General features: G+C 40.2%; 32 protein-coding genes. 21 read left to right on the top strand and 11 right to left on the bottom strand.

All coding sequences use genetic code 11. The annotated features are described in order from the left end of the window. Positions 1-93 precede the first annotated feature (93 nt). From ACFO3D_RS11850 to ACFO3D_RS11825, 6 genes are all read left to right on the top strand, one after another. Positions 94-732 (top strand): O-methyltransferase, encoded by a 639-nt coding sequence (locus ACFO3D_RS11850; RefSeq protein WP_390296210.1) that lies wholly within the window; start codon positions 94-96, stop codon positions 730-732. A gap of 18 nt (positions 733-750) precedes the next feature. Next, a complete protein-coding gene (gene udk, locus ACFO3D_RS11845) occupies positions 751-1,404 on the top strand; it encodes a uridine kinase (protein ID WP_390296208.1) in 654 nt (217 codons plus the stop codon). 255 nt (positions 1,405-1,659) lie between these two features. After that, the gene (greA, locus tag ACFO3D_RS11840) at positions 1,660-2,136 is read left to right on the top strand and encodes a transcription elongation factor GreA (RefSeq protein ID WP_390296206.1); all 477 of its coding nucleotides are present in this window, start codon (positions 1,660-1,662) and stop codon (positions 2,134-2,136) included. 294 nt (positions 2,137-2,430) lie between these two features. After that, entirely contained in the window at positions 2,431-3,117 is a 687-nt protein-coding gene (locus ACFO3D_RS11835) for a YrrS family protein (protein ID WP_390296204.1), read from the top strand. Between the two features lie 30 nt (positions 3,118-3,147). Beyond that, on the top strand, positions 3,148-3,837 hold the full coding sequence (mtnN, locus tag ACFO3D_RS11830) for a 5'-methylthioadenosine/S-adenosylhomocysteine nucleosidase (RefSeq protein WP_390296202.1): 690 nt from the start codon (positions 3,148-3,150) through the stop codon (positions 3,835-3,837). A 54-nt stretch (positions 3,838-3,891) separates the two neighbouring features. Further along, positions 3,892-4,146 carry a YrhC family protein gene (locus ACFO3D_RS11825; RefSeq protein WP_390296200.1) on the top strand — a complete coding sequence of 85 codons (255 nt, stop codon included), beginning with the start codon at positions 3,892-3,894 and terminating at the stop codon, positions 4,144-4,146. Between the two features lie 40 nt (positions 4,147-4,186). Here the strand turns inward: ACFO3D_RS11825 and sigK are convergent, their stop codons facing one another. The 9 genes from sigK to ACFO3D_RS11780 form a co-directional block, all read right to left on the bottom strand. After that, on the bottom strand, positions 4,187-4,891 hold the full coding sequence (gene sigK, locus ACFO3D_RS11820) for an RNA polymerase sporulation sigma factor SigK (RefSeq protein WP_390296198.1): 705 nt from the start codon (positions 4,889-4,891) through the stop codon (positions 4,187-4,189). Between the two features lie 123 nt (positions 4,892-5,014). After that, positions 5,015-6,502: a UDP-N-acetylmuramoyl-L-alanyl-D-glutamate--2,6-diaminopimelate ligase gene (locus ACFO3D_RS11815; protein WP_390296196.1), complete on the bottom strand. Its 1,488-nt coding sequence runs from the start codon at positions 6,500-6,502 to the stop codon at positions 5,015-5,017. 152 nt (positions 6,503-6,654) lie between these two features. Continuing rightward, positions 6,655-7,026: a monovalent cation/H(+) antiporter subunit G gene (gene mnhG, locus ACFO3D_RS11810; protein ID WP_390296194.1), complete on the bottom strand. Its 372-nt coding sequence runs from the start codon at positions 7,024-7,026 to the stop codon at positions 6,655-6,657. Then, positions 7,007-7,315: a Na(+)/H(+) antiporter subunit F1 gene (locus ACFO3D_RS11805; RefSeq protein WP_390296192.1), complete on the bottom strand. Its 309-nt coding sequence runs from the start codon at positions 7,313-7,315 to the stop codon at positions 7,007-7,009. The genes mnhG and ACFO3D_RS11805 overlap by 20 nt, the downstream gene beginning before the upstream one ends. Further along, complete coding sequence (locus ACFO3D_RS11800) at positions 7,315-7,791, bottom strand: Na+/H+ antiporter subunit E (protein ID WP_390296190.1); 477 nt, start codon at positions 7,789-7,791, stop codon at positions 7,315-7,317. The genes ACFO3D_RS11805 and ACFO3D_RS11800 overlap by 1 nt, the downstream gene beginning before the upstream one ends. A 6-nt stretch (positions 7,792-7,797) precedes the next feature. Further along, entirely contained in the window at positions 7,798-9,276 is a 1,479-nt protein-coding gene (locus ACFO3D_RS11795) for a Na+/H+ antiporter subunit D (RefSeq protein WP_390296188.1), read from the bottom strand. Further along, entirely contained in the window at positions 9,269-9,607 is a 339-nt protein-coding gene (locus ACFO3D_RS11790) for a Na(+)/H(+) antiporter subunit C (RefSeq protein WP_390296186.1), read from the bottom strand. The genes ACFO3D_RS11795 and ACFO3D_RS11790 overlap by 8 nt, the downstream gene beginning before the upstream one ends. Then, the gene (gene mbhE / locus ACFO3D_RS11785; protein ID WP_390296184.1) at positions 9,608-11,944 is read right to left on the bottom strand and encodes a hydrogen gas-evolving membrane-bound hydrogenase subunit E; all 2,337 of its coding nucleotides are present in this window, start codon (positions 11,942-11,944) and stop codon (positions 9,608-9,610) included. A 189-nt stretch (positions 11,945-12,133) separates the two neighbouring features. Beyond that, positions 12,134-12,274, bottom strand: a complete 141-nt coding sequence (locus ACFO3D_RS11780) for a sporulation histidine kinase inhibitor Sda (RefSeq protein WP_390296182.1) — start codon at positions 12,272-12,274, stop codon at positions 12,134-12,136. Between the two features lie 394 nt (positions 12,275-12,668). Between ACFO3D_RS11780 and ACFO3D_RS11775 the strand changes: the two genes are divergently transcribed. The 11 genes from ACFO3D_RS11775 to ACFO3D_RS11725 all read left to right on the top strand — a co-directional run bounded on the left by ACFO3D_RS11775 (position 12,669) and on the right by ACFO3D_RS11725 (position 21,299). Then, positions 12,669-13,184 (top strand): YqeG family HAD IIIA-type phosphatase, encoded by a 516-nt coding sequence (locus tag ACFO3D_RS11775; RefSeq protein ID WP_390296180.1) that lies wholly within the window; start codon positions 12,669-12,671, stop codon positions 13,182-13,184. A 2-nt stretch (positions 13,185-13,186) separates the two neighbouring features. Then, on the top strand, positions 13,187-14,287 hold the full coding sequence (yqeH, locus tag ACFO3D_RS11770) for a ribosome biogenesis GTPase YqeH (RefSeq protein WP_390296178.1): 1,101 nt from the start codon (positions 13,187-13,189) through the stop codon (positions 14,285-14,287). Between the two features lie 13 nt (positions 14,288-14,300). Beyond that, positions 14,301-15,143, top strand: a complete 843-nt coding sequence (aroE, locus tag ACFO3D_RS11765; protein ID WP_390296341.1) for a shikimate dehydrogenase — start codon at positions 14,301-14,303, stop codon at positions 15,141-15,143. After that, on the top strand, positions 15,143-15,433 hold the full coding sequence (yhbY, locus tag ACFO3D_RS11760; RefSeq protein ID WP_390296176.1) for a ribosome assembly RNA-binding protein YhbY: 291 nt from the start codon (positions 15,143-15,145) through the stop codon (positions 15,431-15,433). Before aroE ends, yhbY begins: the two co-directional genes overlap by 1 nt. 11 nt (positions 15,434-15,444) lie before the next feature. After that, entirely contained in the window at positions 15,445-16,008 is a 564-nt protein-coding gene (locus ACFO3D_RS11755) for a nicotinate-nucleotide adenylyltransferase (RefSeq protein ID WP_390296174.1), read from the top strand. Beyond that, positions 16,001-16,573 carry a bis(5'-nucleosyl)-tetraphosphatase (symmetrical) YqeK gene (gene yqeK / locus ACFO3D_RS11750; RefSeq protein WP_390296172.1) on the top strand — a complete coding sequence of 191 codons (573 nt, stop codon included), beginning with the start codon at positions 16,001-16,003 and terminating at the stop codon, positions 16,571-16,573. The genes ACFO3D_RS11755 and yqeK overlap by 8 nt, the downstream gene beginning before the upstream one ends. 4 nt (positions 16,574-16,577) lie before the next feature. Continuing rightward, positions 16,578-16,934: a ribosome silencing factor gene (gene rsfS, locus ACFO3D_RS11745; protein WP_390296170.1), complete on the top strand. Its 357-nt coding sequence runs from the start codon at positions 16,578-16,580 to the stop codon at positions 16,932-16,934. 2 nt (positions 16,935-16,936) lie between these two features. Beyond that, complete coding sequence (locus ACFO3D_RS11740; RefSeq protein WP_390296168.1) at positions 16,937-17,692, top strand: class I SAM-dependent DNA methyltransferase; 756 nt, start codon at positions 16,937-16,939, stop codon at positions 17,690-17,692. Between the two features lie 107 nt (positions 17,693-17,799). Next, positions 17,800-18,381, top strand: coding sequence for a helix-hairpin-helix domain-containing protein (locus ACFO3D_RS11735; RefSeq protein ID WP_390296166.1), 582 nt, complete (start codon positions 17,800-17,802; stop codon positions 18,379-18,381). Between the two features lie 79 nt (positions 18,382-18,460). Further along, entirely contained in the window at positions 18,461-19,027 is a 567-nt protein-coding gene (locus ACFO3D_RS11730; RefSeq protein ID WP_390296164.1) for a ComE operon protein 2, read from the top strand. Between the two features lie 4 nt (positions 19,028-19,031). Beyond that, positions 19,032-21,299, top strand: a complete 2,268-nt coding sequence (locus tag ACFO3D_RS11725; RefSeq protein WP_390296162.1) for a DNA internalization-related competence protein ComEC/Rec2 — start codon at positions 19,032-19,034, stop codon at positions 21,297-21,299. A gap of 93 nt (positions 21,300-21,392) precedes the next feature. Here the strand turns inward: ACFO3D_RS11725 and ACFO3D_RS11720 are convergent, their stop codons facing one another. Then, positions 21,393-21,527 (bottom strand): YqzM family protein, encoded by a 135-nt coding sequence (locus ACFO3D_RS11720; RefSeq protein ID WP_390296160.1) that lies wholly within the window; start codon positions 21,525-21,527, stop codon positions 21,393-21,395. Positions 21,528-21,994: 467 nt separating this feature from the next. On the opposite strand from ACFO3D_RS11720, the gene holA reads away from it, so the two are divergent. Further along, a complete protein-coding gene (holA, locus tag ACFO3D_RS11715; protein WP_390296158.1) occupies positions 21,995-23,014 on the top strand; it encodes a DNA polymerase III subunit delta in 1,020 nt (339 codons plus the stop codon). Between the two features lie 51 nt (positions 23,015-23,065). Here holA and rpsT read toward each other — a convergent pair whose 3' ends face one another. Next, positions 23,066-23,332: a 30S ribosomal protein S20 gene (rpsT, locus tag ACFO3D_RS11710; RefSeq protein WP_390296156.1), complete on the bottom strand. Its 267-nt coding sequence runs from the start codon at positions 23,330-23,332 to the stop codon at positions 23,066-23,068. Between the two features lie 204 nt (positions 23,333-23,536). Here rpsT and gpr point away from each other — a divergent pair, with 204 nt between their 5' ends. The 3 genes from gpr to ACFO3D_RS11695 all read left to right on the top strand — a co-directional run bounded on the left by gpr (position 23,537) and on the right by ACFO3D_RS11695 (position 26,335). Next, positions 23,537-24,628 carry a GPR endopeptidase gene (gene gpr, locus ACFO3D_RS11705; RefSeq protein ID WP_390296154.1) on the top strand — a complete coding sequence of 364 codons (1,092 nt, stop codon included), beginning with the start codon at positions 23,537-23,539 and terminating at the stop codon, positions 24,626-24,628. A 193-nt stretch (positions 24,629-24,821) separates the two neighbouring features. Further along, entirely contained in the window at positions 24,822-26,015 is a 1,194-nt protein-coding gene (spoIIP, locus tag ACFO3D_RS11700) for a stage II sporulation protein P (protein ID WP_390296152.1), read from the top strand. Further along, the gene (locus tag ACFO3D_RS11695) at positions 26,015-26,335 is read left to right on the top strand and encodes a hypothetical protein (RefSeq protein WP_390296150.1); all 321 of its coding nucleotides are present in this window, start codon (positions 26,015-26,017) and stop codon (positions 26,333-26,335) included. Before spoIIP ends, ACFO3D_RS11695 begins: the two co-directional genes overlap by 1 nt. Positions 26,336-26,394 lie beyond the last annotated feature (59 nt).

Here is a 26,394-nt window from a genome sequence, read left to right as displayed (position 1 = left end):
AGTGTGGCTGCTGGCCACATTTCCCGTTTTTTTAGCAGGTAGTTAGTATAGAGATAGTCTAAGGAAATAAATTATGCAAATGAGGATGGAAAAATGGACGAAGCATTAGTGAATTACCTGAAAAATAATCTCCCTCCAGTTGATCAGTGGGTAAGGGACATGGAAGAGGTTGCCAAAGAGGAAAACATTCCAATTATGGATCCTCTGAGCATGAACTTCCTCATGCAGCTTATACGGTTAAAAAAGCCTGCCCGTATCCTTGAAATAGGTACCGCTATTGGTTATTCAGCGTTACGTATGAGCGAGGCCCATCACTATGCAGAAATCGTTACAATCGAGCGAGATAAGCATCGTTACAATCAGGCAATCGACAACATTAAGAAGTATGGCGACAAAGCTGATATCCAAGTTATTTTTGGAGATGCTATGGAAAAGCTTAATGATTTACCGTCGGACAAACTTTTTGATATGGTGTTCATTGACGCAGCCAAAGGGCAGTATAAACATTTCTTTGAGTTGTCCAGGCCATTACTCACTGAGAATGGTTTTATTGTATCGGATAACGTACTGTTCAAGGGATTTGTAGCTGAACCCGAAACAGATAACAAACGGCTTAAAAAAATAGCCGGAAAGATCCGTGATTACAACGACTGGCTAATTCAACAACCTGATTTCTTCACCACCATTATTCCAATCGGTGATGGAGTAGCAATCAGCAGCAAATCAAATTAAAAGGAGGACCCTGTTTTCATGCGTCAAAAACCCGTAGTAATAGGAGTTGCCGGCGGTAGCGGAAGTGGTAAAACAACCGTAACCCATTCTATTTGCCAGCGATTTAAAGATAAAACAATACTAGTAATAGAACAGGATTATTATTATAAGGATCAGAGCCATTTACCATTTGAAGAGAGACTTAATACCAATTATGATCATCCACTCGCATTTGATAATGATTTACTGATCAGTCATATACAAGATTTAATTGATAATAAACCAATAGAAAAACCTGTTTATGATTATAAGATTCATACCCGGTCCAAGGAAGTTATCCCTGTGGAGCCCAAGGAAGTTATTATTGTGGAAGGTATACTGATTCTTGAGGATCCGCGACTAGTTGATTTAATGGATATTAAGGTATTTGTCGACACAGATGCAGACATCCGGATTATCCGCCGTCTTATGCGTGATATCAAGGAACGTGGTAGGACGCTTGATTCTGTAATTGACCAGTATGTCAATAATGTGCGCCCTATGCATCTTCAATTTGTCGAACCAACAAAAAGATATGCGGATATAATTATCCCTGAAGGTGGACAGAATCACGTGGCAATCGACATCATGGCCACTAAAATCGAGAATATTCTGGCTAAAAACAGGAGAAATCAAACTACGGAGTCAGATTGACAGCATTATCTTGCATAGGACTTTATGTTAGGTCATACCATTTTAGACAGGCAGAGATAAATAATAACTGAAAGTATTAAAAAGTATTGTAAATTTAAATAAAATCTGCCATAGTAGTTTCTATAAAGCAACAATAACACGAAGATATTCACCACTAAAAATCTGGCGACAGAAAGTACCCTAAGCAGAAGAGTATCTCTTTACTGCAATTATTGATAAATGCCAGGCTTTCTAATATTCAAAGGAGTGTTTTTGATGGCAACAGAGAAAAGTTATTATATGACTCAAGAGGGGAAAGAGAAATTAGAAAATGAATTACATTATTTGAAAACAGAGCGGCGTCAGGAAGTAGTTGAACGCATTAAGGTTGCCCGCGGATTTGGGGATTTATCCGAGAATTCCGAGTATGACGCAGCCAAAGATGAACAGGCATTTGTGGAATCGCGCATTTCTCAAGTGGAGAAGATGATTCGCAATGCTGTAATCATTGAAAATGATAATGAAAATCCAGACGTTGTGTCGCTTGGTAAATCTGTTACTTTCCAGGAACTTCCTGATGGGGAAGAAGAGACCTATACAATCGTGGGAAGTGCAGAGGCCGATCCATTTGAAGGAAAGATTTCAAATGACTCGCCGATGGCCAAAAGTCTTATGGGCCATCAGATTGGTGAAGAAGTAATGGTCGTTACCCCAGGCGGCGAAATAAAAGTTAAAATAGTAAATGTTAATTAGACCTATGTAAAACGGGATGCGCTGTCATTCCGTTTTTTTATGTATTAATGCGGTGATTTCAACAACTACTTCCATCATGTTTATCTTAAAGCCTTTATCACCACAGTCCACCGCACGTCGCGCCCTGTGGCAAGCCGTTCTGTGAAAGGATCATATTACTTTTTTGCTATTCATACATAAGAATCGGCATGTACGCTCTTAATTCTAGGATGATTTGGCTATTCTCAGGTAGACATATTAATTTAAAGTAAAAATATGATACTATAAGAGAGTATAGTATAGGAGGGAACGATAGTGTCTGATTTTACCAATAATTCACGGGTAGATAAATTTGAAAAACGAAGAAAAAATACCAAGTCTCTATCTGTTTTACTGATTCTTGGAAGTATTCTGCTGGTAGTGCTTATCGGTGTAATGGTATTCGGCGGAGATGAATCAGCCGAACAGCCGACCGACGAAAAAGCTGGCCAGACTACTGGTCAGGATGGACAAGCTGGTAATTCTGGTGATGACGAGGCTGGTAACACTGATGAAGAAGAGACCGATGAAAACAATGCGCAAGATGACTCCACTGGTGAATCCGATACGGAAGAAAATAATACGCAAGACAATGAATCTGATGCCCAATCCGGAACGGAACAGGTAGAACCATCCGACGATAATGTAACTGAAGCTTATACGAAAGATTGGCAGCCAGTGGGGACAGAACAGAGTGAACCTCACACAACAAATTTTGATGAGGGCTCACAAGACAGACTTGAAATGCGGAAAGCATCTGCTGTGGCTACAGGTCTTGATGAAGAAAGCCTTATTATGTGGTGGATTCAGCGAAATGGAGATAATAGTGTTATAAGTACCGTTTCCAATGCAGACAATACGGAATATTACCGTGTCTATATGACATGGGTAGAAAATCAGGGATGGAAACCTAGTAAGGTAGAAGTACTGAAAGAGAATGACCAAGAATGGCGTTTCGAATAAGGCACTGACAACAGATGGAGGGACCATACGATGACCATAGGAATTATCGGGGCGATGGATGAGGAAATTGCTTTGCTCCGTAACGAGATGAGAGATACTTCAGAAGAAGAGGTAGCAAACTGTCTGCTGATTCAGGGGACACTGCACGGACGAAACGTCGTACTTCTGAAGTCTGGTATCGGCAAAGTAAATGCGGCATTAGCTGCAACCATACTTCATGAACGGTTTGCACCTACACATATAATCAATACTGGATCAGCCGGTGGGTTTTCTAACGAGCTGGAAGTAGGAGATGTGGTTATCTCCACCCAGGTTGTCCACCATGATGTGGATGTAACTGCGTTTGAGTACGCATATGGCCAGGTACCGTCAATGCCGGCTATGTACGCAGCTGACACTGAATTAGTTGCTAAAGCTGCACATGCAATCAAGGCATTGAACCTGAACTATCAGGAGGGCATCATAGCAACAGGTGATTCCTTTATGGCTGATCCCGCACGTGTGGATTTTGTGCGAGGAAAGTTTCCGACCATGATTGCTGCCGAAATGGAGGCAGCGGCGATTGCACAGGTATGCTATCAGTATAATAAACCCTTTGTGATTATTCGGGCATTGTCGGATATTGCAGGGAAAGAATCGTCTATCTCTTTCGAGGCTTTTTTGGACAAGGCGTCCAAAAATGCAGCAGATTTAATTATGAAAATAATCCAGGAAATTTAATTAACCATCATTTTCCGTTCATATACAGCACTTTGATATGTTATGATGCAGTATATGGGGGGAAGAACAATGAATTTGAAAGAACAGCATCTAGAACTTAAACTAAAAGACTATCGACGTTTTGTTGGTACACTATTAATTCTTGCATCCTACCTTTATCTAGGATCAATCATATACTTGTATGTACGCCAGTCTTCAGACGGGAATTTCCTGGTGCTGATGTCATTGGGTGCAGTGCTGTCTGCCGGTTGGTTCTTATACCGCTCACATCGGCTAAAAGCTAAAATTAACGAAAATGAGCGCGTGTGAAGATATTCACCGCGCTTTTTTATGTTGGGATCAATTTTTGTTATCCTCTTCGTTCCTGCCGGTAGTATTCGTGAAAGACTTTCATTAACGCCCGCTTTTCAATACGAGAAACATAACTGCGAGAGATATTCAGTTTCTTGGCAATTTCTCGTTGTGTCATTTCATTTTGATTGTTAAGCCCGTATCGGCAAATAATCACTTCTTTTTCCCTGCTGTCAAGAATCGAGAGGTAATGTTTCATTTTGTCAATTTCCATGTTCAGTTGAATATATTCAATTATATTTTCATTTTCGGCTTCTAGGATATCAATCAGACTTATCTCATTCCCCTCTTTATCCTGGCCGAGTGGATCATGCAGTGAGACATCTTTTTTTACCTTCTTCAACGCCCGTAGATGCATCAGAATTTCATTCTCAATACACCGGGCTGCATAAGTAGCTAGTTTAGTACCTTTGGAAGTGGAAAAGCTCTCAATTCCTTTAATAAGACCAATTGTCCCGATAGAGATGAGGTCCTCCATATCCTCTCCTGTATTCTCAAACTTTTTCACTATGTGCGCAACAAGCCTTAAATTATGTTCGATCAGTTTATCTCGGGCTGTTTTGTCACCCTCCTGCATGGCTTCAATATATTTCGCTTCATCTTCCGGTGGGAGTGGCTGAGGGAAGGCGTGGTTTTTAACGTAGGAGACAAAAAAAAGCGCCTCTTTAATCAATAAAGCGAGAACACTTAAAATACCCGACAAATATATACACCTCCTTCAAAATGCTGCAAGGGCTAATGCCCTTATAACATCTGTATGAAGGAGGTGAGGATTTTGTGTCTGTCCGTCGAAAGTTATCCGGAAAATATCCAATAAGGAATGGAATTAGTCCGTATTGGAAACAAATCCAGCATATTTTTTTGCAGACGATTCTTTTATTATTTCAATATCATTGTGCGGAAGTTTTTCTCCGCCAATAATCTGATAATCTTCTGGCCCTTTTCCCGCTACTATTACGATATCATCAGGCTCGGCCAATTCAATGGCGTGACTTATTGCTTCTCTTCGATCCGCAATAAGAACATAGCTATTATGCTGCATTCCTTTTTCCATTGCTCTGAGAATTTCTTCTGTATCTTCGTATCTCGGGTCATTAATTGTCAAAATAACGTAATCCGCTTTAGAGGCTTTCTCTGCCATGAACGGCCGTTTTCCCTTATCCCGGTCACCACCAGTCCCAGCAACAAAAATAATTTTCCTTTTTTTAAAGGGAAGAACAGACTGAATCGATTTCTCTATGGCGTCCGGTGTATGTGCATAATCAAGATAGACAGTTGCAGGTGCATTAATTTCTACCTTTTCCATACGGCCGGGTACGAATGCCACTGTTTTAAGAATTGTAACAAGCTCAGAAACGGAATAGCCATCAGCATATAAAGAGGCTATCGCCGCCAGTGAATTATAAACATTAAATTCACCGAGCAAGCTCGTTTCAACCTGATATGTACCTTCAGGCGAGTGAAGCGTGTAATGGGTTCCATCCTCGTTGTATAGTATATTCTCTGCGAAAAAGTTTGCATCTTCTTTAATTCCATATGAAATAACTTCGTATGCAGTCATGCCTTTATAGGCTGAATACCATGGATCATCACGATTAAGCACTACAATTTTTGCATTCTGAAGGTTATTTCCAAGTTGCGCAAAGAGGAGTCCTTTGGTATATCCATACTTTTCCATTGTATGGTGATAATCCAAGTGCTCATGGGAAAGATTTGTAAAAGTGACTACATCAAAATCTATTCCATGCAGCCTGCCCTGTTCAATACCATGGGAAGAAACTTCCATCACCATGTTTTCAACCCCACTGGTAACGGCTTTTTTTAATTCCCGCTGGTTTGTCAGAATATCACATGTGGTGTTATCACTGGGAAACATTTCATCATTTATTTTAATTCCATTAGTACCGGACAGTGCAGCAGTTTTTCCCTCTTTTCGTAGCATTGCATGCATTAATGTAGTAACCGAGGTTTTACCATTTGTGCCGGTTACCCCATAGGCTGTCATTTTAGAAGAGGGGTAGTCGTAGAATTTGTTGGCAAGCAGTGCCATTGCTTTTTTAGTGTCATTTACAACGATTAACGCAGATGAATTCAGGTCCATTTCGAGGTGTCTTTCCGAAACGATAATGGATGCACCGTTACTTAACGCTTCTTCGTAAAAGTCATGCCCGTCCACGGTGAAACCAGGTGTACATATAAATAAGTCACCTGTATTGACTTTACGGGAATCCTGTTCCAGGTTATTAATTTTCTCAGGCAGTCTTCCATATATTTTTTTTACTTTCAGACAAGATAATAATAGGCGTGTATCCATTTCCCGTACCTCGCATTTCTGATTTCTCTTTAATATTCTGGTGTATTGAAAAATTTAGTTAGTACAACAATATATCTCAATACCCGGTTTGTTGGTGGTCTAATCTGGTGAATTTCTACTAAAACCGTCGAAACAAGAAACCTGCGAATGGATTATTTCTGTGTTTGTTTTTGTATAGCTTCTTCATATTCGTCCGTTCTATTCTTGGTTACAGGCTTAACACCATGCCGGTGGGCCGCACGTGAAATCATATGGCCAGATACCGGGGCGGTCAAGAGGGTGAATACGATAGCCAGTAATAGTTTCCCACTGACAATATCATGTGAAACATATAAATATAGGAAGGAGCCGATCAACACACCTGCAATTCCTAGAGTAGATGCTTTTGTAGCTGCATGTAGCCGTGTATAAACATCCGGAAAGCGGATAATACCGATGGAACTTGAGAAAATAAAAAATGTTCCTGACAGTAAGAAAAAGGCAGTTAGTATATTGAGGATGATTTTAATCCAAGTTTCTATCAATGATAACACCCTTTTCCAAGAATTTTGCTATCGCCAGGGTACCGATAAACAGTAAAATTCCGATCAGAAGTATTACATCTGTAAACTTCGTGGTTTCCACTTTTATCGTCATCAGGGCAGCAAGTCCCATAAGATTGATCCCGATTGCATCAAGCGCCACTGCACGGTCAGCGTTGGTTGGCCCAACAACTGTCCGCCAAAGGAGCATAATGAGTGATACAGCTATTCCTATGATACAGACATTCGTAATTATTGAAAGAAAGGTTTCGGTTCCTGTTAACAAATCCATTAGCGTGTCACCTCAGATATAGCTTTTTCAAATGTATTCCTAATTGAATCAATCGCCTCGTCAATATCGTCAATGTCAATGGCGTGAATATATATATGGGTATTGTCATGTGAGACTGCCACCGATAAAGTACCCGGAGTCAATGAAATCAGATTTGCAAGCAGGGTAATTTCCCAGTTGCTCTTCAGGTCTGTAGGCATGGCAAAAATACCTGGTTCGAACTCAAGGTTCGGTTTGTAAACCATCTTAATAATCTCCACATTGGAGGTGATCAGCTCTTTAATAAAAAGTATAATCAAATTTAAAATCTTGAATACTTTCCTCATGTAAAAGGCGTCCGGAATAAATTTGTTAAGCAAAAGCAGCAAAAGCATTCCTAGTATGTAGCCGGACAAAAAGCTTGCCCCGGTATAGCTTTCACTTAAAAACATCCACATGACAGCAATTACAACATTTATCAAAATTTGAAATGCCATAGAACATTACTCCTTTAGGACAGAATCAATATAGGTTTGCGGATCAAGCAGATATGCAGAAATGGATTCAATCGGCGGATAAATAAATTCGGCACCGACACCGATAAATACGGAAAGTGACAGCAGGCATGCAACAGGTGTGAGCATCTTTCCGACTGGTTTCTTTTCGAGCGTTTCGTCTTTTTCTCCCCAGAATCCCATAATGAAAATCTTCATAATTGAATAGAGAATCAGCAGGCTTGATAGCAGGGCGACAATAACAATTCCAACCTCGCCTTCAGAAAGGGCACCTTTGAGAAGGAGTAGCTTTCCGATAAAACCGCTAAAAGGCGGGATCCCTGCGAGAACAAATGCAGAGAGGAATAGCAGCCAGCCAAGAACTGGATAGTGATGAATCAGACCACTGAATTTACGTAAGTCTGAAGTACCGGCTACATAAACAACTATTCCAACTAGCAAGAATAAAATAGTTTTAATCAGCATGTCATGAATAAGGTAGTATACTGATCCGGCAACAGCTGTTTCCGTAAAAACCCCAATTCCCATTAAAATAAAACCAATTGAAGGAATAATGTTATAAGCTATGATTAATTTTATATTATTGGTAGATAATGCCCCTAATATACCAAAGAGCATTGATAAACCGGCTATCCATATAAACATTTCATGGGTTAAATCTGTATCGTGTACAAAAATAAGTGTAAACACGCGGATGATTGAATAGATTCCTACTTTAGTAAGTAATGCCCCAAATAGCGCTGAAATAACTGGGTTAGGAACAATATATGATTTAGGCATCCAATAATACAATGGAAATAGAGCTGCTTTCGTTGCAAATACAAAGAATAAAAGGATGCCAATTGTGGTAAGAATACCACGCTGATCAACATCCTGTACACGCTGAGCGATCTGCGCCATATTTATGGTTCCGACCGTAGAATAAAGAAATGCAACTGTGGTAACGAACAGCATGGAGGAAAACAGGTTGATCAGGACATATTTAATTGATTCTCTCAGTTGTACCTTACCGCCGCCAAGAACAATTAATGCATAAGAGGCCATTAAAAGCACCTCAAAGAAAACAAACAGGTTAAAGATATCGCCCGTCAGAAAAGCACCTGATACACCAGTAATCAGGAAAAAGAAGAATGAATAAAAATAGGATTCTTCTTTTTGTTTATCAAGTGAAAGGGGAGCATAGAAAGCACATGCTACAGCAATTACATTGGTAGTCAAAACCATTAGTATTGCCAATGAATCAGCTACCAGTACAATTCCATAAGGCGCCGCCCATCCACCTGTCTCGAGTATAATGGCCCCGTTGTTAAATACGGACCATGCAGTATAACTTACGACTGCAAGACTTATTATGGTAAAAAGCTTAGTAAGTGTTCTGACAGCTTTTAATTTTTTTGGAAAGAAAGCTAGAATTATCCCCGATAATAACGGGATGATGATTGGTAATACTGCTAAGTTGCTACTCATTTTCGTTGCCCCTTAATTCTTCCATATTGTCTGTATTATTTTCATTAGCCGCCCGGTAGGCAAGCACCAGCAATAGGCTGGTTATTCCAAAACTGATAACGATGGATGTCAGGATCAGCGCTTGTGGTAGTGGATCGACGTAATCATCAATTCCATGTGTAAGAATAGGCGGTTTTCCATCCTTCAATTCACCCATTGTGAGGATGAACAAATGAGCGCCATGTGTGATTAGACCTGTACCAATAATAATCCGCAACAGCTGTTTCTGAAGCAAATTATAAATACCAGTTGCAAAAAGTATTCCTGCAAGTATGCAAATGATAATCTCCATTTATTTCGCCCCCTTGTTGACTTTTAATTTTATGAGGCTGTAAATGGCCAGGGCAGCAATCCCCAGAACAGTTATTTCAAACAGTGTATCCAAACCTCTCATATCAACTAGGATGACGTTGACCACGTTATCCCCGCCACCAAGTGAATGGGACTTTTCAAGAAAATAATCCGAGATTGTTCCAAACCAGTCTGAACTGAATGAAGAAATGCCGACGACCGTCATCAGCAAACCAAACCCTGCCGAAATTAACGTGTTGGATGTGATGGCTCCCAGCGACTCATCACGGTGCTGCAGGTTTGGCAGGTGATAAAAACAAAGGATAAACAATGCAACTGTCACCGTTTCAATAATGAACTGCGTCAATGCAAGATCTGGTGCCCTGTATATAACAAATAATATTGAAATTCCATAACCGACCACCCCAAGCAACAGGATTGCAGCAAGGTTTGAACGAGTAAAAATAGTCGCGAAAGCTGCCACTATCATAGTAATAACGATTGCCACTTCAATTACGGTTACTTTTGCAAGACGGTTGAAGTCAAGTGTAAATCCATTGGTCATAAACATAAATACACCTGTTACCAGCAGTATTGTCGCCAAGATGATCGACATATACAAACGAAGTGAGCCTGTCATATAGGAAGTTGTCAATTTGCCTGAAAAAGTATTCAACTTCTCTATCAGAAAGTCATACGCTCGGTTGAAGCTTAGACTCCCTGGAAGCACACTATACACCTTATTCCATTTGGTTCTTGTAGCAACGAGGATGCTTCCTAATCCGACCACAATTAATGACATCTGAAATGCCCTAGAGTCCCATCCGTGCCAGTATTTTACAGGATGCACAACATCATCGTTAAAGACAGCTCCGGCAGCGTGTGCCAGAAACGTTCCATTAACTGAGTTAGGAAAAATCCCAATCAGGATGACCCCGAGTACAAGCACGATTGGTGAAATCAGCATACCGACTGGTGCTTCATGCGGTTTCTTCGGAAGAAGGTTAAGTTGTTTTTTTCCAGTAAAAACGCCAAAGAAGAAATACAGAGAATATACAAATGTAAAGATACTTCCGAATACTGCAAGATACGGTATAACCGCAACTAGAAATGCAGCTACGCTATTTAGTCCTTCAGATAGGTGAAGTGTTGCGTCAAAGAAAAGCTCTTTACTGTAAAAACCGTTCAGAAACGGTAGAGGTACACCTGCCATCGAAAATGTACCGAACAGGGCAAGGGTTGCCGTCATCGGCATAAATGTCATTAAACCGCCCAGTTTCCTGATATCCCGGGTACCTGTCTCATGGTCAACAATCCCGGCAACCATAAATAAGCTTCCTTTAAATGTGGCGTGGTTGAGTATATGGAAGACTGCAGCAAAAACAGCGACCTCTGTACCAAAACCAAGCATGGCCATAATCATTCCCAATTGACTGATTGTGGAGAAGGCCAGGATAGCTTTTAAATCTGTTTGGCGAACTGCCATATACGATCCCCAACATAGAGTGAGAATCCCTGCGGCACTGACGATTATGAAGAACCATACATACTCAGAGAACACCGGTGAAAATCTGGCAATCAGAAAGAGACCTGCTTTAACCATTGTTGCTGAATGCAGGTAAGCACTTACTGGTGTAGGAGCTTCCATGGCATCTGGCAACCAGATATGGAATGGAAATTGCGCTGATTTAGTAAACGCACCAAGCAGGACGAAGCCGAGTATCAATGGAAGATATCCGCTCTCAAGTATAACATCTTTCTGATCAATCATGGCCTGAATACTAGTAGTCCCCGTAACAACTGATAATAAAATAAACCCGCCAAACATGCTGAGACCACCAAAAATAGTAATCAGCAATGATTTTTGTGCACCATATCTCGAGCGTTTATTATGATCCCAGTATCCAATCAGCAAAAATGATGAAATAGAAGTCAATTCCCAGAATGTATATAAGACAAAAACGTTGTCGGACAATACAACACCAAGCATAGCTGCCATAAACATCATCAGGTAAACATAAAAATGACCAAGGCGCTCTGTACTATGTAAATAGTAGATAGAGTATAAAACTACCAGTGAACCAATCCCGCTTATAAGCAAAACAAAAAGCAGGCTGAGTCCGTCCAAGTAGAAATCAATGTTTATACCAAGAGATGGAATCCAATTATATGTATGTTTAAATGGTTCAAAATTACCTCCCACGAACCGTATGAAATATAGAAATACTCCAAAAGGAATAAAAAACACAAATACTCCGGTATGTACTTGATGTTTAAATTTACTGATAAATGGAATAAAACAAGCAAGCAGAAGTGGAATTAAAACTGTGTAAATCATTTAACTGTTGTCCTCCCTTAATGAATACGGATAGCTGTATGATAATACGGGGATATCAATGCGATAGTAAATGGGTTATTTTATCAGCATTACATTCAATTTAATTATACAAAAAATAGCTTATCATAAAATAAACCCAGTTAAAATAAAAAACCCCTGCCAGTGTTGGCAGGGTGATAATTGGTGAACTCAGCTTGAGCATTTGATTTTGATGGTCAGGGATCTTCTGCTAATTTCCTTTTCAATAAGATATAAAAAGTCAGGGCTTAGATTTAGTTCATGTGCTTTATAATAGGATTCCAACAACAATTCATCCGACAAATGCTCCATAAACGCGCCCTCCTAATCTTTCTGAATCTCTTATTTCCTGTGTTGATAGTTAATAATTTACCATGAATTTATAGGCATAACAAGATGTGAGTTATCTACATCCGCCTGTAGATAACTTGTGTATAAAATGACAAAACAGGCGAACAATGTTGATATTTCGCTGTTGATTTTGTGAACAAAGTTATCCCCAACTCGAATAATGAAGGAATTTGTCGAACGGTTTTTGGTATATTTCTACGGGTAAATAGTTAGTTGTGGACACCATGATATTCCATTATTTCTTTATTATTGTAGAAAGATATTATAGGATTAAGATATAATATCATTCTGCATTGACTGTAAAAAAATATATACTAGTGTTCTGATAATAATAATGATTGCAGAGGTGTAAGTATTGCTGAAACGATTTCTACCAAACGAACATGTGAAAAGTATTTTTGATATTCAACCTACAGTACTGAGGAAAAAGGGTATCAAAGGAATTATTACCGACCTTGATAATACACTTGTAGCTTGGAATGTACGCGAAGCTACTCCGGAAATAATCCAGTGGTTTAAGCAAATGAAAGAACAGGACATCAAAGTGACTATTATCTCAAATAATAACCAGGAACGGGTTGAAATATTCTCGGAGCCGTTGGATGCACCATTTGTTTTCAGTGCTAGAAAGCCCCTCAGCCGTGCGTTTGTAAGTGCCGCAAAAGAAATGCGATTGCCGAAAGATGAGGTAGTGGTAATTGGTGATCAATTGCTGACAGATGTGCTTGGTGGTAATTTTGCGGGCTTCTACACTATTCTTGTGGTACCGATTGTTGAAACGGATGGTAAGATAACCCGATTTAATCGGTCCATCGAGCGAAGAATACTAAGTTATATGCGAAAAAAAGGGAAGATAAGCTGGGAGGAATAATTGTGACTGAAATAAATTGTCAGGGCTGCGGAATCGAAGTCCAGACTTCCGATGAAACACATCCCGGGTACACACCAAAATCAGCATTAGATCGTGAGACAGTGTTATGTCAGCGGTGTTTCCGACTAAAACATTATAATGAAATTCAGGATGTCTCGATTACCGATGATGATTTTCTGTCAATGGTCAGTCGTATCAGGGATAGGAATGGTCTGGTCGTTCATGTGATCGATATTTTTGATGTAAGTGGAACCTTGATCAGTGGATTACCACGGATAGTTGGGAATAAACCGGTTCTGCTTGTTGGAAACAAAATGGACCTATTACCTAAATCTACAAATAAAAACAAACTGATTCAATGGCTCCGTTCATCTGCTAAAGAAGCAGGCATTAATGTAGAAAACGTCTATCTAATCTCCTCCGTGAAAGGTCATGGGATGGATGCGCTGGCTGAAACAATTGAATATCACAGGAATAAGCAGGATGTCTTTATTGTGGGAACAACAAATGTAGGAAAATCCACCTTTATAAACCGTCTGATCAAACAGTCAACCGGTGAATCAGATGTAATAACGACTTCCTATTTTCCTGGAACCACGTTAGGGTTTATACAGATTCCACTTGATGATCAAACAGCCTTGATTGATACACCGGGAATAGTAAATAAACAGCAAATGGCACATTATGTTTCTGACAACGATCTGAAAGTGATTACACCGAAAAAAGAAATTAAACCACGAGTGTATCAGTTGAACAGTGGGCAGACACTTTATTTTGGCGGACTAGCCCGGCTTGATTTCATAAAAGGCGAACGGCAATCTTTCGTCTGTTATTTTGCTAATAACCTGCCAATCCACCGAACAAAAATTGAAAAGGCAGATGAATTATACAAAGAGCATCTGGGCGGTCTTTTATCCCCTCCGGATAAAGATACACTGGAAATTATTCCTGAACTCACTGCTAACACATTCAGGATTACGGAAGGGAATACAGATATTGTCTTTCCAGGTTTAGGTTGGGTCACAATCCCGTCCGGCGAATTAACAGTAGCGGTGCACAGTCCAAAAGGGGTTAATGTGTCACAACGCAGGTCATTTACTTAGGGGGAGATATATGATGAAACTAGGGTTAATAGGATTTCCGATTGGACATTCCCTGTCACCGTGGATTCACGGTCGTTTCCTGGAAAAATCGGATATTGCAGGGGAGTACGAATCGATTCAAATCAGTCCTGAAGACTCATTTGAAGAAGAACTGGAAAGGATAAAAACAGAAGGAATTAATGGGTTTAACGTAACTGTTCCATATAAAACAAAGATTGTTCCGTATCTGGATGGTTTGGACAAAAATGCAGCGGCCATTGGTGCCGTTAATACAGTAGTCTATAAAGATGGACAATGGATTGGTTATAATACGGATGGAACGGGATACGTGGCAGCATTGAATAGTAAATTCCCTTCTTTCAGTAAGGATAAATCAAGAAAGGTTTTGATTATTGGAGCTGGAGGAGCTTCGCGCGGGATTTATTACGCTCTTGTAGCAGAAGGCTTTACGCGCATAGATATTGCGAATCGGACTGCTGAAAGTGCACATGCAATCGCCGCTGTTGACAGGGAGGGAGTCCAAACAGACGTGCTTACCCTTATAGAGGCAGAGAATAATTTAGGCGAGTACGATTTGGTTATCCAGACTACGTCGGTAGGTATGAAACCGAACGTGGAAGGAAAAGTTATGTCGCTACAATCAATAGAGGAAGGCTGTATAGCTAGCGATATTGTTTATCAGCCTATCCAAACTGCATTTCTGCAGGAAGCACAAGCAAAGGGTGCGGCTATTCATTACGGGCACACGATGCTGTTATATCAGGCGCAGGCCGCGTTTGAATTATGGACAAACAAAAAAGTACCCATAGGAAATATGGATCAGCAACTAAAAAATATTCTGGAAGGAAGATCGTAATGCTTACAGGCAAACAAAAACGGTATTTACGCTCAGAAGCACATCATCTGAAACCGATTTTTCAGGTGGGTAAAACGGGTGTAAATGAAAATATGATAGAACAAATAAACGAGGCACTCGAGAAAAGGGAATTGATCAAAGTCAGCATTCTGCAGAACTGTCTTGAAGATAAGAATACAGTTGCAGAACAGTTGTCAAACGGTACTGGAGCAGAGATTGTTCAGATTATCGGAAATAATATTGTACTTTATAAAGAGTCAGAGGAAAACAAACATATTCAGCTTCCGTAAAGGAGTTTATCATGAAACAGATTGGTTTATTGGGGGGCACATTTGATCCCCCGCATCTTGGGCATTTAATAATTGCAGAAGAAGTAAGGGCTAACCTGGGGCTTGATGAAATATGGTTTATCCCTTCCCAAGAACCACCTCACAAGCAAAAGGCGACAACCGACGCAGTGGACAGAGCAGAAATGGTAAGGTACGCAATCAGTACAAATGAATATTTTAAACTGAATCCAATTGAGATAGAACGCCCTGGAAAATCATTCACGATTGATACAATCAGACAATTAAGAGATGAAAATCCAAACACTGACTTTTACTTCATTATTGGAGCAGATATGGTTGAGTACCTGCCAAAATGGAAAGATATCGAGGAATTAACTGAATTGGTTAAGTTTGTAGGTGTTGAACGTCAGGGTTATAAAGTGAAAAGCGAGTATCCGGTTATAAAAGTGCAAATTCCTACTATTGAAGTCTCTTCCACGGCGATCAGAGAACGCCTTCAGAACGGAATATCTGTTAAATATCAGGTGCCTGAACCGGTGGAAACCTATATTAAGGAGAAGGATTTATATGAATAAAGAAGAAGCGATTAAAATCGTGGAACCCTTTTTAAAGCGTGAACGTTTTGAACATACCTTGCGTGTGGCAGACACCGCTGTTGAGCTGGCAACCATTTATAATGAATCAATCGAAAAAGTGGAAATGGCTGCAATTTTTCATGACTATGCCAAATATTTTCCGCTAGAAGATATGAAAAAAGTTATCCTAAAGAATGATTTGCCGAAGGATCTTTTTGAGTATCATTCGGAACTTTGGCATGGTCCTGTTGCTTCGGTGCTTGTTGAGCAGGAATATGGAATAGAGGATCACGAAATACATAGCGCTATAAGGTATCATACAACAGGCAGAGCGAATATGAGCATGATGGATAAAATAATTTTTGTTGCTGACTATATTGAACCAGGAAGAAATTTTCCAGGAGTTGAGGAAGTAAGAGAAATGGCAAAACAAGACCTTACCCGCTCAGCCTGGATGGCGCTCGCTAACACTATCCGGTTTTTGGTCAGCAGGCATGCAACAGTTTATCCGGATACTTTTTACGCGTATAATGACTTAACGAAACGTATAAATGGAGGTAGTTAATTTCATGAATAATGAAGAAATCATCCACATCGCCGCTGAGGCATGTGACGATAAACGAGCAGAAGACATTGTAGTACTGAATATGAAAGAAGTTTCTCTGATGACAGATTATTTTTTGATTTGCCACGGTAGCAATGAACGTCAGGTACAGGCTATTGCCAGATCAATAAAAGACTCACTTGAAGAAAAAGATATACACATTAACCGTATGGAAGGATTTGAACAGGCACGTTGGATCCTAGTTGACCTGGGAGACATTGTCTGCCATGTTTTCCATAAAGACGAGCGGTCTTATTATAACCTTGAGCGACTTTGGGGTGATGCCTCACAAGTTGAGCTGAATACAGGAAATAACGGATAACCATGGCTTACCAGCAAATGGCTGCAGTCTACGATCACCTGATGAATGATGCTCCATATGATAACTGGGTACATTTTACAGAGCATGTGATCAAAAAATCTGGCAAGAATGTAAAATCAGTCGTTGATTTAGGGTGTGGTACAGGCCAAATAACCACCCGATTAGCTCGCAACGGGTATAGTATGACTGGGGTTGATTACTCGTCCGAGATGCTCAGCTATGCTGAACAGCGGGCCAGTGAGGAAAAGTTACCTATTCAGTGGATTCATCAAGATATAAGAACACTGCAGGGAATAAGAGATAAGGATTTGGCGGTCAGCTATTGTGATGTCATAAACTATGTTACGGAAGATTCTGAGCTATTGGCGACTTTCAAGAACATTGCCGATACATTAAAACCTGGGGGACTTTTCCTGTTTGACGTTCATTCGTTATATCATGTCCGCTCTAATTTTATTAATCATACGTTTACCGAGACCGGGGACGATATTGCTTATATCTGGGAATGTACAGAGGGAGAAAACGAAGGGGAAATGTATCACGACCTGACGTTCTTTGTACGGGATGAGGAGCATTATATTCGATTTGATGAGTATCACCATCAACGGACCTTTTCAATTGATTTTTACCAGCGATTACTCAATCAAACAGGCTTTCGGGTCATGCACGTTACAGGGGATTTCTCACTTGATGATGAAAGTCTCTATGAAAATACAGAAAGAGTGTTTATCGTTGCTGAAAAGCGGCTGGAAAAATAATTTTTTCCAGTCGTATTTTTTTGCAGGAGTTTTTACGAACGATGTCGAAATAAGTAAATGCAGTTATACGATTATCCCCTCTGAAAACCTCTAAAGGAAGTGGCTCCATGTTTTCCATTCTACGAAGAAACCTCTTTCTTCTCTTAATCATCCCGGCAATTGGAATTTTTTTATGGATAAGTAACAGCAAAATACCGGAAAGTAAACAGGTGGAATCCGTACCATCTGAGGATACTTTGCTAGTGAAAGAGCAAAAGCAGGAACGTTCTGAAACGGTAATAGTGGATGTGAAAGGGGCTGTCCGACATCCCGGCGTTTACAAGACATCACCTGATTCAAGGGTTAATGATGTTATAAAGCAGGCAGGAGGTTTTACTGCTGACGCGGATCAGAAAATGGTGAATTTGGCACAGAAGGTACAAGACGAAATGCTCATTCTCATTCCTGAGAAAGGTGAGAATATACCAAGCATGACTACAGGACCGGCAGGAGATGGGAAGGTAAGGGTGAATTATGCCACACAGGAAGAGATCGAGACATTAAACGGAATAGGACCTTCCAAAGCCCAGGCCATCATTGAGTACAGGGATGAAAATGGTTTATTTCAAAAAGTAGAGGATTTGCTGGAAGTTTCTGGGATTGGTGAAAAGACATTGGAAAATTTAAGGGATTTCATTCAGATCCCATGATTGAGTCTGGAGGGTTGTTGACGTAATAGGGCAAATAAAGATAAACTGAAAAAATATATTAAAAAGGTGGTTAATTTTTATGGAACGAATTTCTTGGGATCAGTATTATATGGCCCAAAGCCAACTGCTGGCCCTCCGAAGCACATGTACTAGACTCATGGTGGGAGCAACCGTTGTTCGGGATAAACGAATCATCGCCGGTGGGTATAATGGCAGTGTCTCTGGCAGTGTTCATTGTGTTGATGAAGGTTGTTATGTGATTGATGGCCATTGTGTCCGGACAGTCCATGCGGAAGCAAATGCGCTTCTGCAATGTGCGAAGTTTGGGGTCCCAACGGAGGGTGCTGAACTATATGTTACACATTTCCCGTGCCTCCAATGTTGCAAACAGATTATTCAGGGTGGAATCAAGGCAGTCTATTATGCTGAAGATTATAAGAACCATCCATATGCTATCGAGTTATTTAAGGAAGCAGGTGTGCAAACGAAAAAGGTGGAACTCACCTACCTGGCCGTCGATACCCAGTACAATAAAAAAGAAAAATATATCCGTGAACTGCTTGAAGAACTTGAGGCGGTTTCGAATGACACAGAAAAATACGCGACCCTAAAAACAGAAGCAGAAGAATTATTTAATATCCGGTAAGCTGATGAAGGGGTATTGGCATTTCCCAGCGATTGGCACAGTCTTCAGCGCACTTACAATTATTTTACACAGCAATTGGTTTATTCTAATTTATTTTCTATGGATTCTTCTTTTATATAAGAAGGGGAGGTTGGGGAAAATCTGTATATTGATTTCCCTGGCCATCCCAATATATCTCTTCTTTCAGCTCCCTGACTTGAATACACTCCCTAAACTTGAACCGCCGCAAAATTCCTCACCTATTATCGGAAGAATTTCCTCCCCGGTTAAGAGCTCTGCATCCAAAATTGAATTTGTACTTACAGAAGAAGGCACGAACCGCAAACTTCAGGTCGTCTATTTTCTAAAACAGCAAGAACCGGTATACCATCTAAACCATGGCGCAGTATGCCAGCTTACTGGTAAGGTTGAATTGCCAGAAGGTGGCAGGAACCCGGGTCAATTTGATTACCGGAAGTTTTTGCTCGCAAAAGGAATAACACACCAAATGGTCATTTCATCGCTCGATCAAGTGAGTTGTGATGGAGCGTCTGTATTTAGCAGAATACATTCCTTGCGGAGAGCCCTGCTTGTATATACTTCTGAAAAGTTGACCAAGCATACTGCGGCATGGCTAAATGCTCTCGTACTCGGTGACGACTCTACGATGGGAAAGGAACTTATAGAGTTGTTTCAACGATGGAATTTGTCTCACTTGCTTGCTATTTCGGGTTTGCATGTCGGACTTCTAGTTGGTTTCGTATACTTCTTATTACTAAAGATGAATATTTTAACGAGGGAGAAGGCACAGTGGGCGCTCGTTCTATTTCTTCCCTTATACGCTGTACTAGCTGGTGGTGAGCCATCCGTGTGGCGTGCTGGAATAATGGTTTTGTTTTTTATCCTTTTGAGCAAAGTAAATTATAAAATTAGTATCACGGATGTACTCAGTATTGCATTTATCCTCCTTGTACTGATTGATCGATATATGATTTATAACATTGGTTTTCAATTATCCTTCAGTGTCACAATGGGACTACTGCTTTCGAAGAATTGGATTGCACAGTCAACCTCACCCTTTTTCACCGTTCTGAAAATCAGCTTCGTATGTCAGATGGTAATACTTCCACTCCAGTTACTCTACTTTTATACTTTCCAACCGCTCTCTATTTTATTGAATGTCCTAATTGTTCCCTATTTTTCGCTGTTTGTAATCCCGTTTATGTTTGTACTGCTACTTTTGTCTCCGGTGGCCGGTCCAATACTTCCCCTTTTTGATTCGCTATTTACATCCATTCACGAGAACTTTATATCGTTTATTGGCATGGTGGATGGGATTGCCTACTTTCCAATGGTATTAGGTTCATTATCACTAAGCGAAACTGTGATTTATTATGGTATTTTTCTTTTTTTCATGAAGGGTCTGGAACAGCAACTATTGAAGCGAGCGTTCAGTTTGGGTTGCTTACTTACAGTCTATATCCTGATGCTTGGGCTTGCGCCATATTTCTCTCCTATAGGCACAGTCACTATGCTTGATATCGGACAAGGGGATGCCATCGTGGTTGAACTGCCATACCGAAAAGGGATTATCATGGTAGACGCAGGTGCTAAAATGTCTTTTGAGAATAATAAAGCGACCGGGAAGGTTTATGAGCAAATAATAAGGCCATTCTTCTATTCAAGAGGTATCCATACGCTTGATGCAATTTTTATCTCGCATGAAGACAGTGACCATATGGGCAGTCTTCCGTATATTTTGCGGGATATGGGAGCTAAAGAGGTAATTGTAAGTAATTACTATAAAATGAATAAAGATACGCAGCAGAGTATCACAAAAGCAGACTTTAAGCGGGTCGGGCCTAGAGAGCGTTTGAAGATTGGCGGACAGGACTTCTACATACTCTCTCCGCAACAGGATCGACAGACAACTAATGAAAACTCATTGGTGGTTTATACCAAGCTTGGTGGTAAAAGCTGGCTTTTTACTGGTGATATTGGAATAAATACTGAAAAGGAAATTATGGCAAAATATCCATCTCTCCACGCTGATGTTCTGAAAGTTGCCCATCATGGAAGTAATTCATCAACAGACCAAGCATTTGTAAAAGAGATATCACCAGGGTTTGCGCTTATTTCAGCAGGGGTTGATAATTCATATGGCCATCCGCATCAGGAGGTATTAAAAATCCTGAAAGGAGCAGGTGTTAAAGTATGGAGGACAGATAGGAACGGGGCGATTCAATATTATTTCCGTAATGACAGGGGAACCTTTTTGCCCTATTTGCCATAGTCTATAGTGGAACACAAAAAGAGACTGTTTTCGGGCAGTCTCTTTCACAACTTTTTCATATGGATCTGAATGTTCTAAGTATGTGTTGCAGGGTTAGGACCCAGCTACGCTAATCACAACACCAATTGCAAAAATCAAAACAAAGAAAATAAATGAGAACGCAAAGCCTTTTATGGAATCCACTACATCGTTATTTTTTGATTGGACGTTTTTTTCAAATTCGTTCACTTTTACCCCTCCTATACAGCTTCAAGTATAAATTAAATACATAAAAAAATCCACTTATGAACCAAAAATTCATTCAGAAAATCAAATGGCACCAGATTTAGAAAGAGTTTACATCTATAGTTTTGGATTTAAGGGAAATTCTATAAATAAACAAATACCGCCAGAAAGGCAGTTCCTAGGGCTGTTCTTCAGGCGTTCATATAGATTGCAGAGGGAAATTACTTTGATAATTTCCCTCTTTCCTTTTGGCCTAGTCGTATGTTCTGTACGAACAGATTTCATACAAAGTTTGACGCAGAAGCGAAGCTACGCTATTACTTCGTAGCTTATATTTTTTGTGTCAAAAACAAAAAATAAAATAGCCTTCTTTTTACGGGATACTGATTTATACTTGCAAAAAAATCACTTGCTATTCCATTGGTTCCGTTTTACGATTTATTTATATCGTTTATTTTGGAGTGAAGCGGATGACCCATGTCGAGGTAATGAAACAGGTAAAAAAAGGCCAGATAACACCAGTATATTTATTATATGGAACGGAATCATACTTTATACAAAATATAACAAAACAAATTACAAAAAATGTATTAGCGGATAGTGATGATGAAAATCTGTCTGTTTATGACCTCGAAGAAACACCAATCCAGGAGGTTATAACAGATGCAGAAACATATCCATTTTTTGGAGACAGAAAGCTGATCATTGCCAATAACCCTGTTTTTTTAAAGGCTAAACCGGATAAGCTTCCGTTTGAGCATGATCTGGATACACTTACCAATTATTTGTCACAGCCGGTTGACTATTCAGTAATCGTTTTTATTGCACCTTATGAAAAAATTGATGAACGAAAAAAAGTAAGTAAGACACTAAAGAAGAATGGCACTGTTGCGGCATGCTTGCCGATTAAGGAATATGAAGTCAAAAACTGGATAACCAACCTTGCTGGAAGTCTAAAGATCACAATAGCAGACGATGCATACGAAATGCTTGAGGCAGAGCTTTCAGGCGACTTACATTTATTGCGTAATGAACTCACCAAACTTTCCTTTTATGTTGGAGAAGGGGGTTTAGTTACAAAGGAAATTGCTGAAAATCTCGTGGCTCACAGTACGGATAATTCCTCGTTACGATTGGTTGATGCGGTTATGGAGCGTGATTTACATAAGGCTGTTTCCATATATAAAGACCTGGAAAAAATGAAGGAAGAACCAATTGGGCTTATTGCATTATTGGCTTTTCAGTTTCGGACCATTCTCCGTGTTAAACTTCTCAAACAAAAGGGTTATAGTCAGGGACAGATGCAGAAACAAATTTCCACCCACCCATATGTAATCAAAATAGCATTGAACAGGGAAAGGAAATTTTCTGTCAACCGGTTGGAGGAAATCGTGGATAAGCTGACTGAAGCTGATGCGGCAATCAAACAGGGAAGAATGGAAAAAGAACTAGCTTTTGAACTGCTGCTTTATGATTTAATCAGCCGTTAAAGTTGCACATAATAAAAACGATCCTGCAAAAGGGATCGTTTTTTCTTATAATTATGCGCTTATTTCGTTTACTTTTTTAGTAAGACGGGATTTCTGACGGTTTCCATTGTTGCTATGGATTACGCCCCGTTGTACTGCCTTATCAATTTTCTTGAATGTTTCTTGCAATACAGACTTAGCATTTTCAGCATCGTTTGCTGCTACCAGTTTTTCAACACGTTTGATATGTGTACGCATGTCAGACTTATAGCGCAGGTTCTGTGCGTGTTTTTTCTGGTTTGTATCAATACGTTTTTCTGCGGATTTTATATTAGCCATTGTTTCACCTCCCAAGTAACTCTCTTCCTTATTATCATTCAGGAAAGCAACTATACTTTTATATTCCTAAAGTATAACACAAGACATTTTACCAAACGTCCACAACCTTTTCAATAGCAATGTCCAGCTGCTGTATTTTTTTATGTTATTAGTGAAGGCTAATAAGTAGACAAGTGCCCAATATGCCATAAGGAGTGAAATATTATGGATGATAATGAACAGCGGTTTCAGGTAAGAACAGACCTGGCCGTCGAAGCAAAGGATATGTACGTTGAAAAGGAACAGCAACAGGAGATAACGGGCGTTAATACAAGGGAGCGCCACCAGGATGATATTAAAATATCGTATGTGGATATTGATAAAAAGGGCGGGGAACTGATTGGCAAGAAGCCAGGTTCTTACATAACCATCTATGCCGATGGGGTAAAGAAACAGGATACCGCTCGACAGGAGACAGCAGCCAAAATATTTTCCAAGGAACTGGAACAGTTGCTGGCCAAAAACAAGGTCACTAAAGAGGCAACGGGCCTGATTGTTGGGCTCGGTAACTGGAATGTTACACCAGACGCACTTGGACCAATGACCGCTGAGAAGATTCTGGTTACAAGTCACCTATTTAAGATGGAACATCAGTCAGTATCAGAAGGGTATCGGCCAGTTGCATCTGTTGTCCCAGGGGTAATGGGGGTAACCGGCATGGAAACAAGTGATATTATTTTTGGGATAGTAGAGAAATTTAATCCAGACTTTGTAATCGCCGTCGATGCGCTTGCTTCTAGGTCAATTGAGCGTGTTAATGAAACAATTCAGTTATCTGATGCAGGGATTCATCCAGGCTCAGGCGTAGGTAATAAGCGTAAAGAGCTTAGTCAGGAAACACTCGGTATTCCAGTGTTCGCTATAGGTGTTCCTACGGTAGTAGATGCAGCGACTATTACCAGCGACACAATCGATTTTATTCTCAAACATTTCGGCAGAGAGTGGAAAGAGAAGGACCGTCCTTCAAGATCGCTGGCGCCGGCGGGAATGACGTTTGGAGGGAAGAAGCTGACTGACGAAGATCTTCCCGATGAAGAAAAGCGGAAGACATTTCTCGGGATAGTTGGTGGATTAAGCGAAGAAGAGAAAAGGTCACTGATAAAGGAAGTCCTGACACCGCTTGGTCATAATCTGATTGTAACCCCCAAGGAAGTGGATGGGTTTATGAAGGATATGGCGATGTTGATTGCAACCGGTCTGAATGCAGCTTTACATGAACGGGTAACTGTCGATAACTCTGCTGCATTTACTCGGTAAAACAAATCTGAAAGCAACTCTATCATTTTTGGTTATTCTTTCCTATTAGTTGCATCTAAGTTAATATAAAAAAACTCTACATGTGCTGTATACGAGGCGCATGTCGAGTTTTTTTCTTAGAAGAATCGGTTCTACCTTCTGAAGATATTTCATAGATTTAACTATCAGCAAAATACTTCAGAGGGGTGGAACCATGAATTTCGGCAATAAAAACCGTGATGATAAACCTAACCTGTTCAGCCATCTGTACAGGAAGAGTGGAATATATATAGTAAGTGTACTGGTACTTTTTATTATTGTTGGCGCATTAACTACTGTAGCTCCAGCATACAGGTTGTCCTCGCATACTATTTCAAACTGGACAAGCGATCTGAACAGCTCAACCTTTCTTTATTTGATGGGAATGGAAAACAGGGCATTTAAGGAAGCGTATCCGGATGACATGCCAATGCTTGACTTATCTAGCACCTTTTTTCAGATGGCAACAAGCATTAAACCCAGCGATACACGAAGTCTGCTAGGGCAGGAGTTACCGGGTTTTGCTACATTTCAAAATGAAATTATAATTGCGGGGGAAGGAACCAATTATACCAACTTACCATTTGAATCTGCTCCACCTCTGGAGGATATTCTGAAAGACCGAGAGGCTGTCGTGGATGAGCCTGAGGAAATTGAAGAAATAGAAAAACCTGATCAAAAAGAGGGACAGTTATCAACGGGCGACAGAAATGTAGTTTTTATCTATAACAGTCATAACAGGGAATCATTTTTGCCGCATTTACCGGGGGTTACTGATCCTGACCTTGCTCAACATGGAGAGGTAAATATCACAAAAGTGAGTGATCGGTTGGCAAAGTCACTCAAGGAAGAAGGGATAGGAACCACGGTTGCCAACACAGATATCATGCAAATGTTGAATAAGCGGGGATGGGAATATCATCAGGCATATCGTGCTTCTAGAGAAATTGTAAAGGAGGCTTTTTCTACTAACGATAACATTCAATATGTATTTGATATTCACCGCGATTCACAAGACAGGTCAGAAACGACAAAAACAATTAATGGAAATCGTTATGCTCGCATCGCGTTTGTAGTGGGAGCTGATTATTCCAGCTATGAGAAAAATTTGGCATTGGCTACTGACCTTCATGAACTTATTCAGGACAAATACCCGGGGCTTAGTAGGGGAGTTATCAAGAAAAAGGGTCCAATAAACGATGGGGTATACAACCAGGACCTTTCTGGGAATGCTGTTTTAATAGAATTTGGCGGAGTCGAGAATAACTTTGATGAACTATATCGTACAGCCGATGCAGTTGCTGAAGTGTTCAGTGATTATTATTGGGAAGCTGAGAAAGTAAGCAAAAATCCAAAGGAGGGAAATTAATGCGTTTTCTGGTGGTTTTGTTGTTGTTGGCAGTTTTCTTTTTAACAGGTTTAGTGGTGGGAATGGATAAGTTTAATGATTACCAGGATGATGAACCTGTGGATGTAGCGGTCCAACAGGACGTGGAGACTGTTAATAAAACGGATAAAGAGGCTGAGATGCTGGCAGTTGAAAGTACAACCAGCGAAGATATCAGAACCACCAACTCTCCCGAAAACCATATGACCCAAAAAACGGCCTCGTTTCTTGAGGGGGCTGTAAAGGGCTTTTACGATCTAGTCGTCGGGATCATCTATCAGTTTACAAAGGCATTTTTCTGATCCGCTAATGAAAGGTTACTCCTAGCCTGTGCTTTTGTTCTTGAATGTGCGTGGTGCAA

The organism is Virgibacillus kekensis, assembly GCF_042654125.1.
GTDB lineage: Bacteria > Bacillota > Bacilli > Bacillales > Amphibacillaceae > Lentibacillus > Lentibacillus kekensis.
Note: the sequence above shows the minus strand (reverse complement) of the source record. Positions and strands in the feature narration are given on the sequence as shown.

Bases quoted from the DNA above. Each gene is read 5' to 3' on its own strand.
- ACFO3D_RS11850 (WP_390296210.1), top strand. From the start codon at position 94: ATGGACGAAGCATTAGTGAATTACCTGAAAAATAATCTCCCTCCAGTT.
- udk (WP_390296208.1), top strand. From the start codon at position 751: ATGCGTCAAAAACCCGTAGTAATAGGAGTTGCCGGCGGTAGCGGAAGT.
- greA (WP_390296206.1), top strand. From the start codon at position 1,660: ATGGCAACAGAGAAAAGTTATTATATGACTCAAGAGGGGAAAGAGAAA.
- mtnN (WP_390296202.1), top strand. From the start codon at position 3,148: ATGACCATAGGAATTATCGGGGCGATGGATGAGGAAATTGCTTTGCTC.
- ACFO3D_RS11825 (WP_390296200.1), top strand. From the start codon at position 3,892: ATGGGGGGAAGAACAATGAATTTGAAAGAACAGCATCTAGAACTTAAA.
- ACFO3D_RS11815 (WP_390296196.1), bottom strand. From the start codon at position 6,502: ATGGATACACGCCTATTATTATCTTGTCTGAAAGTAAAAAAAATATAT.
- ACFO3D_RS11805 (WP_390296192.1), bottom strand. From the start codon at position 7,315: ATGGATTTGTTAACAGGAACCGAAACCTTTCTTTCAATAATTACGAAT.
- ACFO3D_RS11800 (WP_390296190.1), bottom strand. From the start codon at position 7,791: ATGGCATTTCAAATTTTGATAAATGTTGTAATTGCTGTCATGTGGATG.
- ACFO3D_RS11795 (WP_390296188.1), bottom strand. From the start codon at position 9,276: ATGAGTAGCAACTTAGCAGTATTACCAATCATCATCCCGTTATTATCG.
- ACFO3D_RS11790 (WP_390296186.1), bottom strand. From the start codon at position 9,607: ATGGAGATTATCATTTGCATACTTGCAGGAATACTTTTTGCAACTGGT.
- mbhE (WP_390296184.1), bottom strand. From the start codon at position 11,944: ATGATTTACACAGTTTTAATTCCACTTCTGCTTGCTTGTTTTATTCCA.
- ACFO3D_RS11780 (WP_390296182.1), bottom strand. From the start codon at position 12,274: ATGGAGCATTTGTCGGATGAATTGTTGTTGGAATCCTATTATAAAGCA.
- aroE (WP_390296341.1), top strand. From the start codon at position 14,301: ATGAAACTAGGGTTAATAGGATTTCCGATTGGACATTCCCTGTCACCG.
- yhbY (WP_390296176.1), top strand. From the start codon at position 15,143: ATGCTTACAGGCAAACAAAAACGGTATTTACGCTCAGAAGCACATCAT.
- ACFO3D_RS11755 (WP_390296174.1), top strand. From the start codon at position 15,445: ATGAAACAGATTGGTTTATTGGGGGGCACATTTGATCCCCCGCATCTT.
- yqeK (WP_390296172.1), top strand. From the start codon at position 16,001: ATGAATAAAGAAGAAGCGATTAAAATCGTGGAACCCTTTTTAAAGCGT.
- rsfS (WP_390296170.1), top strand. From the start codon at position 16,578: ATGAATAATGAAGAAATCATCCACATCGCCGCTGAGGCATGTGACGAT.
- ACFO3D_RS11740 (WP_390296168.1), top strand. From the start codon at position 16,937: ATGGCTTACCAGCAAATGGCTGCAGTCTACGATCACCTGATGAATGAT.
- ACFO3D_RS11735 (WP_390296166.1), top strand. From the start codon at position 17,800: ATGTTTTCCATTCTACGAAGAAACCTCTTTCTTCTCTTAATCATCCCG.
- ACFO3D_RS11730 (WP_390296164.1), top strand. From the start codon at position 18,461: ATGGAACGAATTTCTTGGGATCAGTATTATATGGCCCAAAGCCAACTG.
- ACFO3D_RS11725 (WP_390296162.1), top strand. From the start codon at position 19,032: ATGAAGGGGTATTGGCATTTCCCAGCGATTGGCACAGTCTTCAGCGCA.
- holA (WP_390296158.1), top strand. From the start codon at position 21,995: ATGACCCATGTCGAGGTAATGAAACAGGTAAAAAAAGGCCAGATAACA.
- rpsT (WP_390296156.1), bottom strand. From the start codon at position 23,332: ATGGCTAATATAAAATCCGCAGAAAAACGTATTGATACAAACCAGAAA.
- gpr (WP_390296154.1), top strand. From the start codon at position 23,537: ATGGATGATAATGAACAGCGGTTTCAGGTAAGAACAGACCTGGCCGTC.
- spoIIP (WP_390296152.1), top strand. From the start codon at position 24,822: ATGAATTTCGGCAATAAAAACCGTGATGATAAACCTAACCTGTTCAGC.
- ACFO3D_RS11695 (WP_390296150.1), top strand. From the start codon at position 26,015: ATGCGTTTTCTGGTGGTTTTGTTGTTGTTGGCAGTTTTCTTTTTAACA.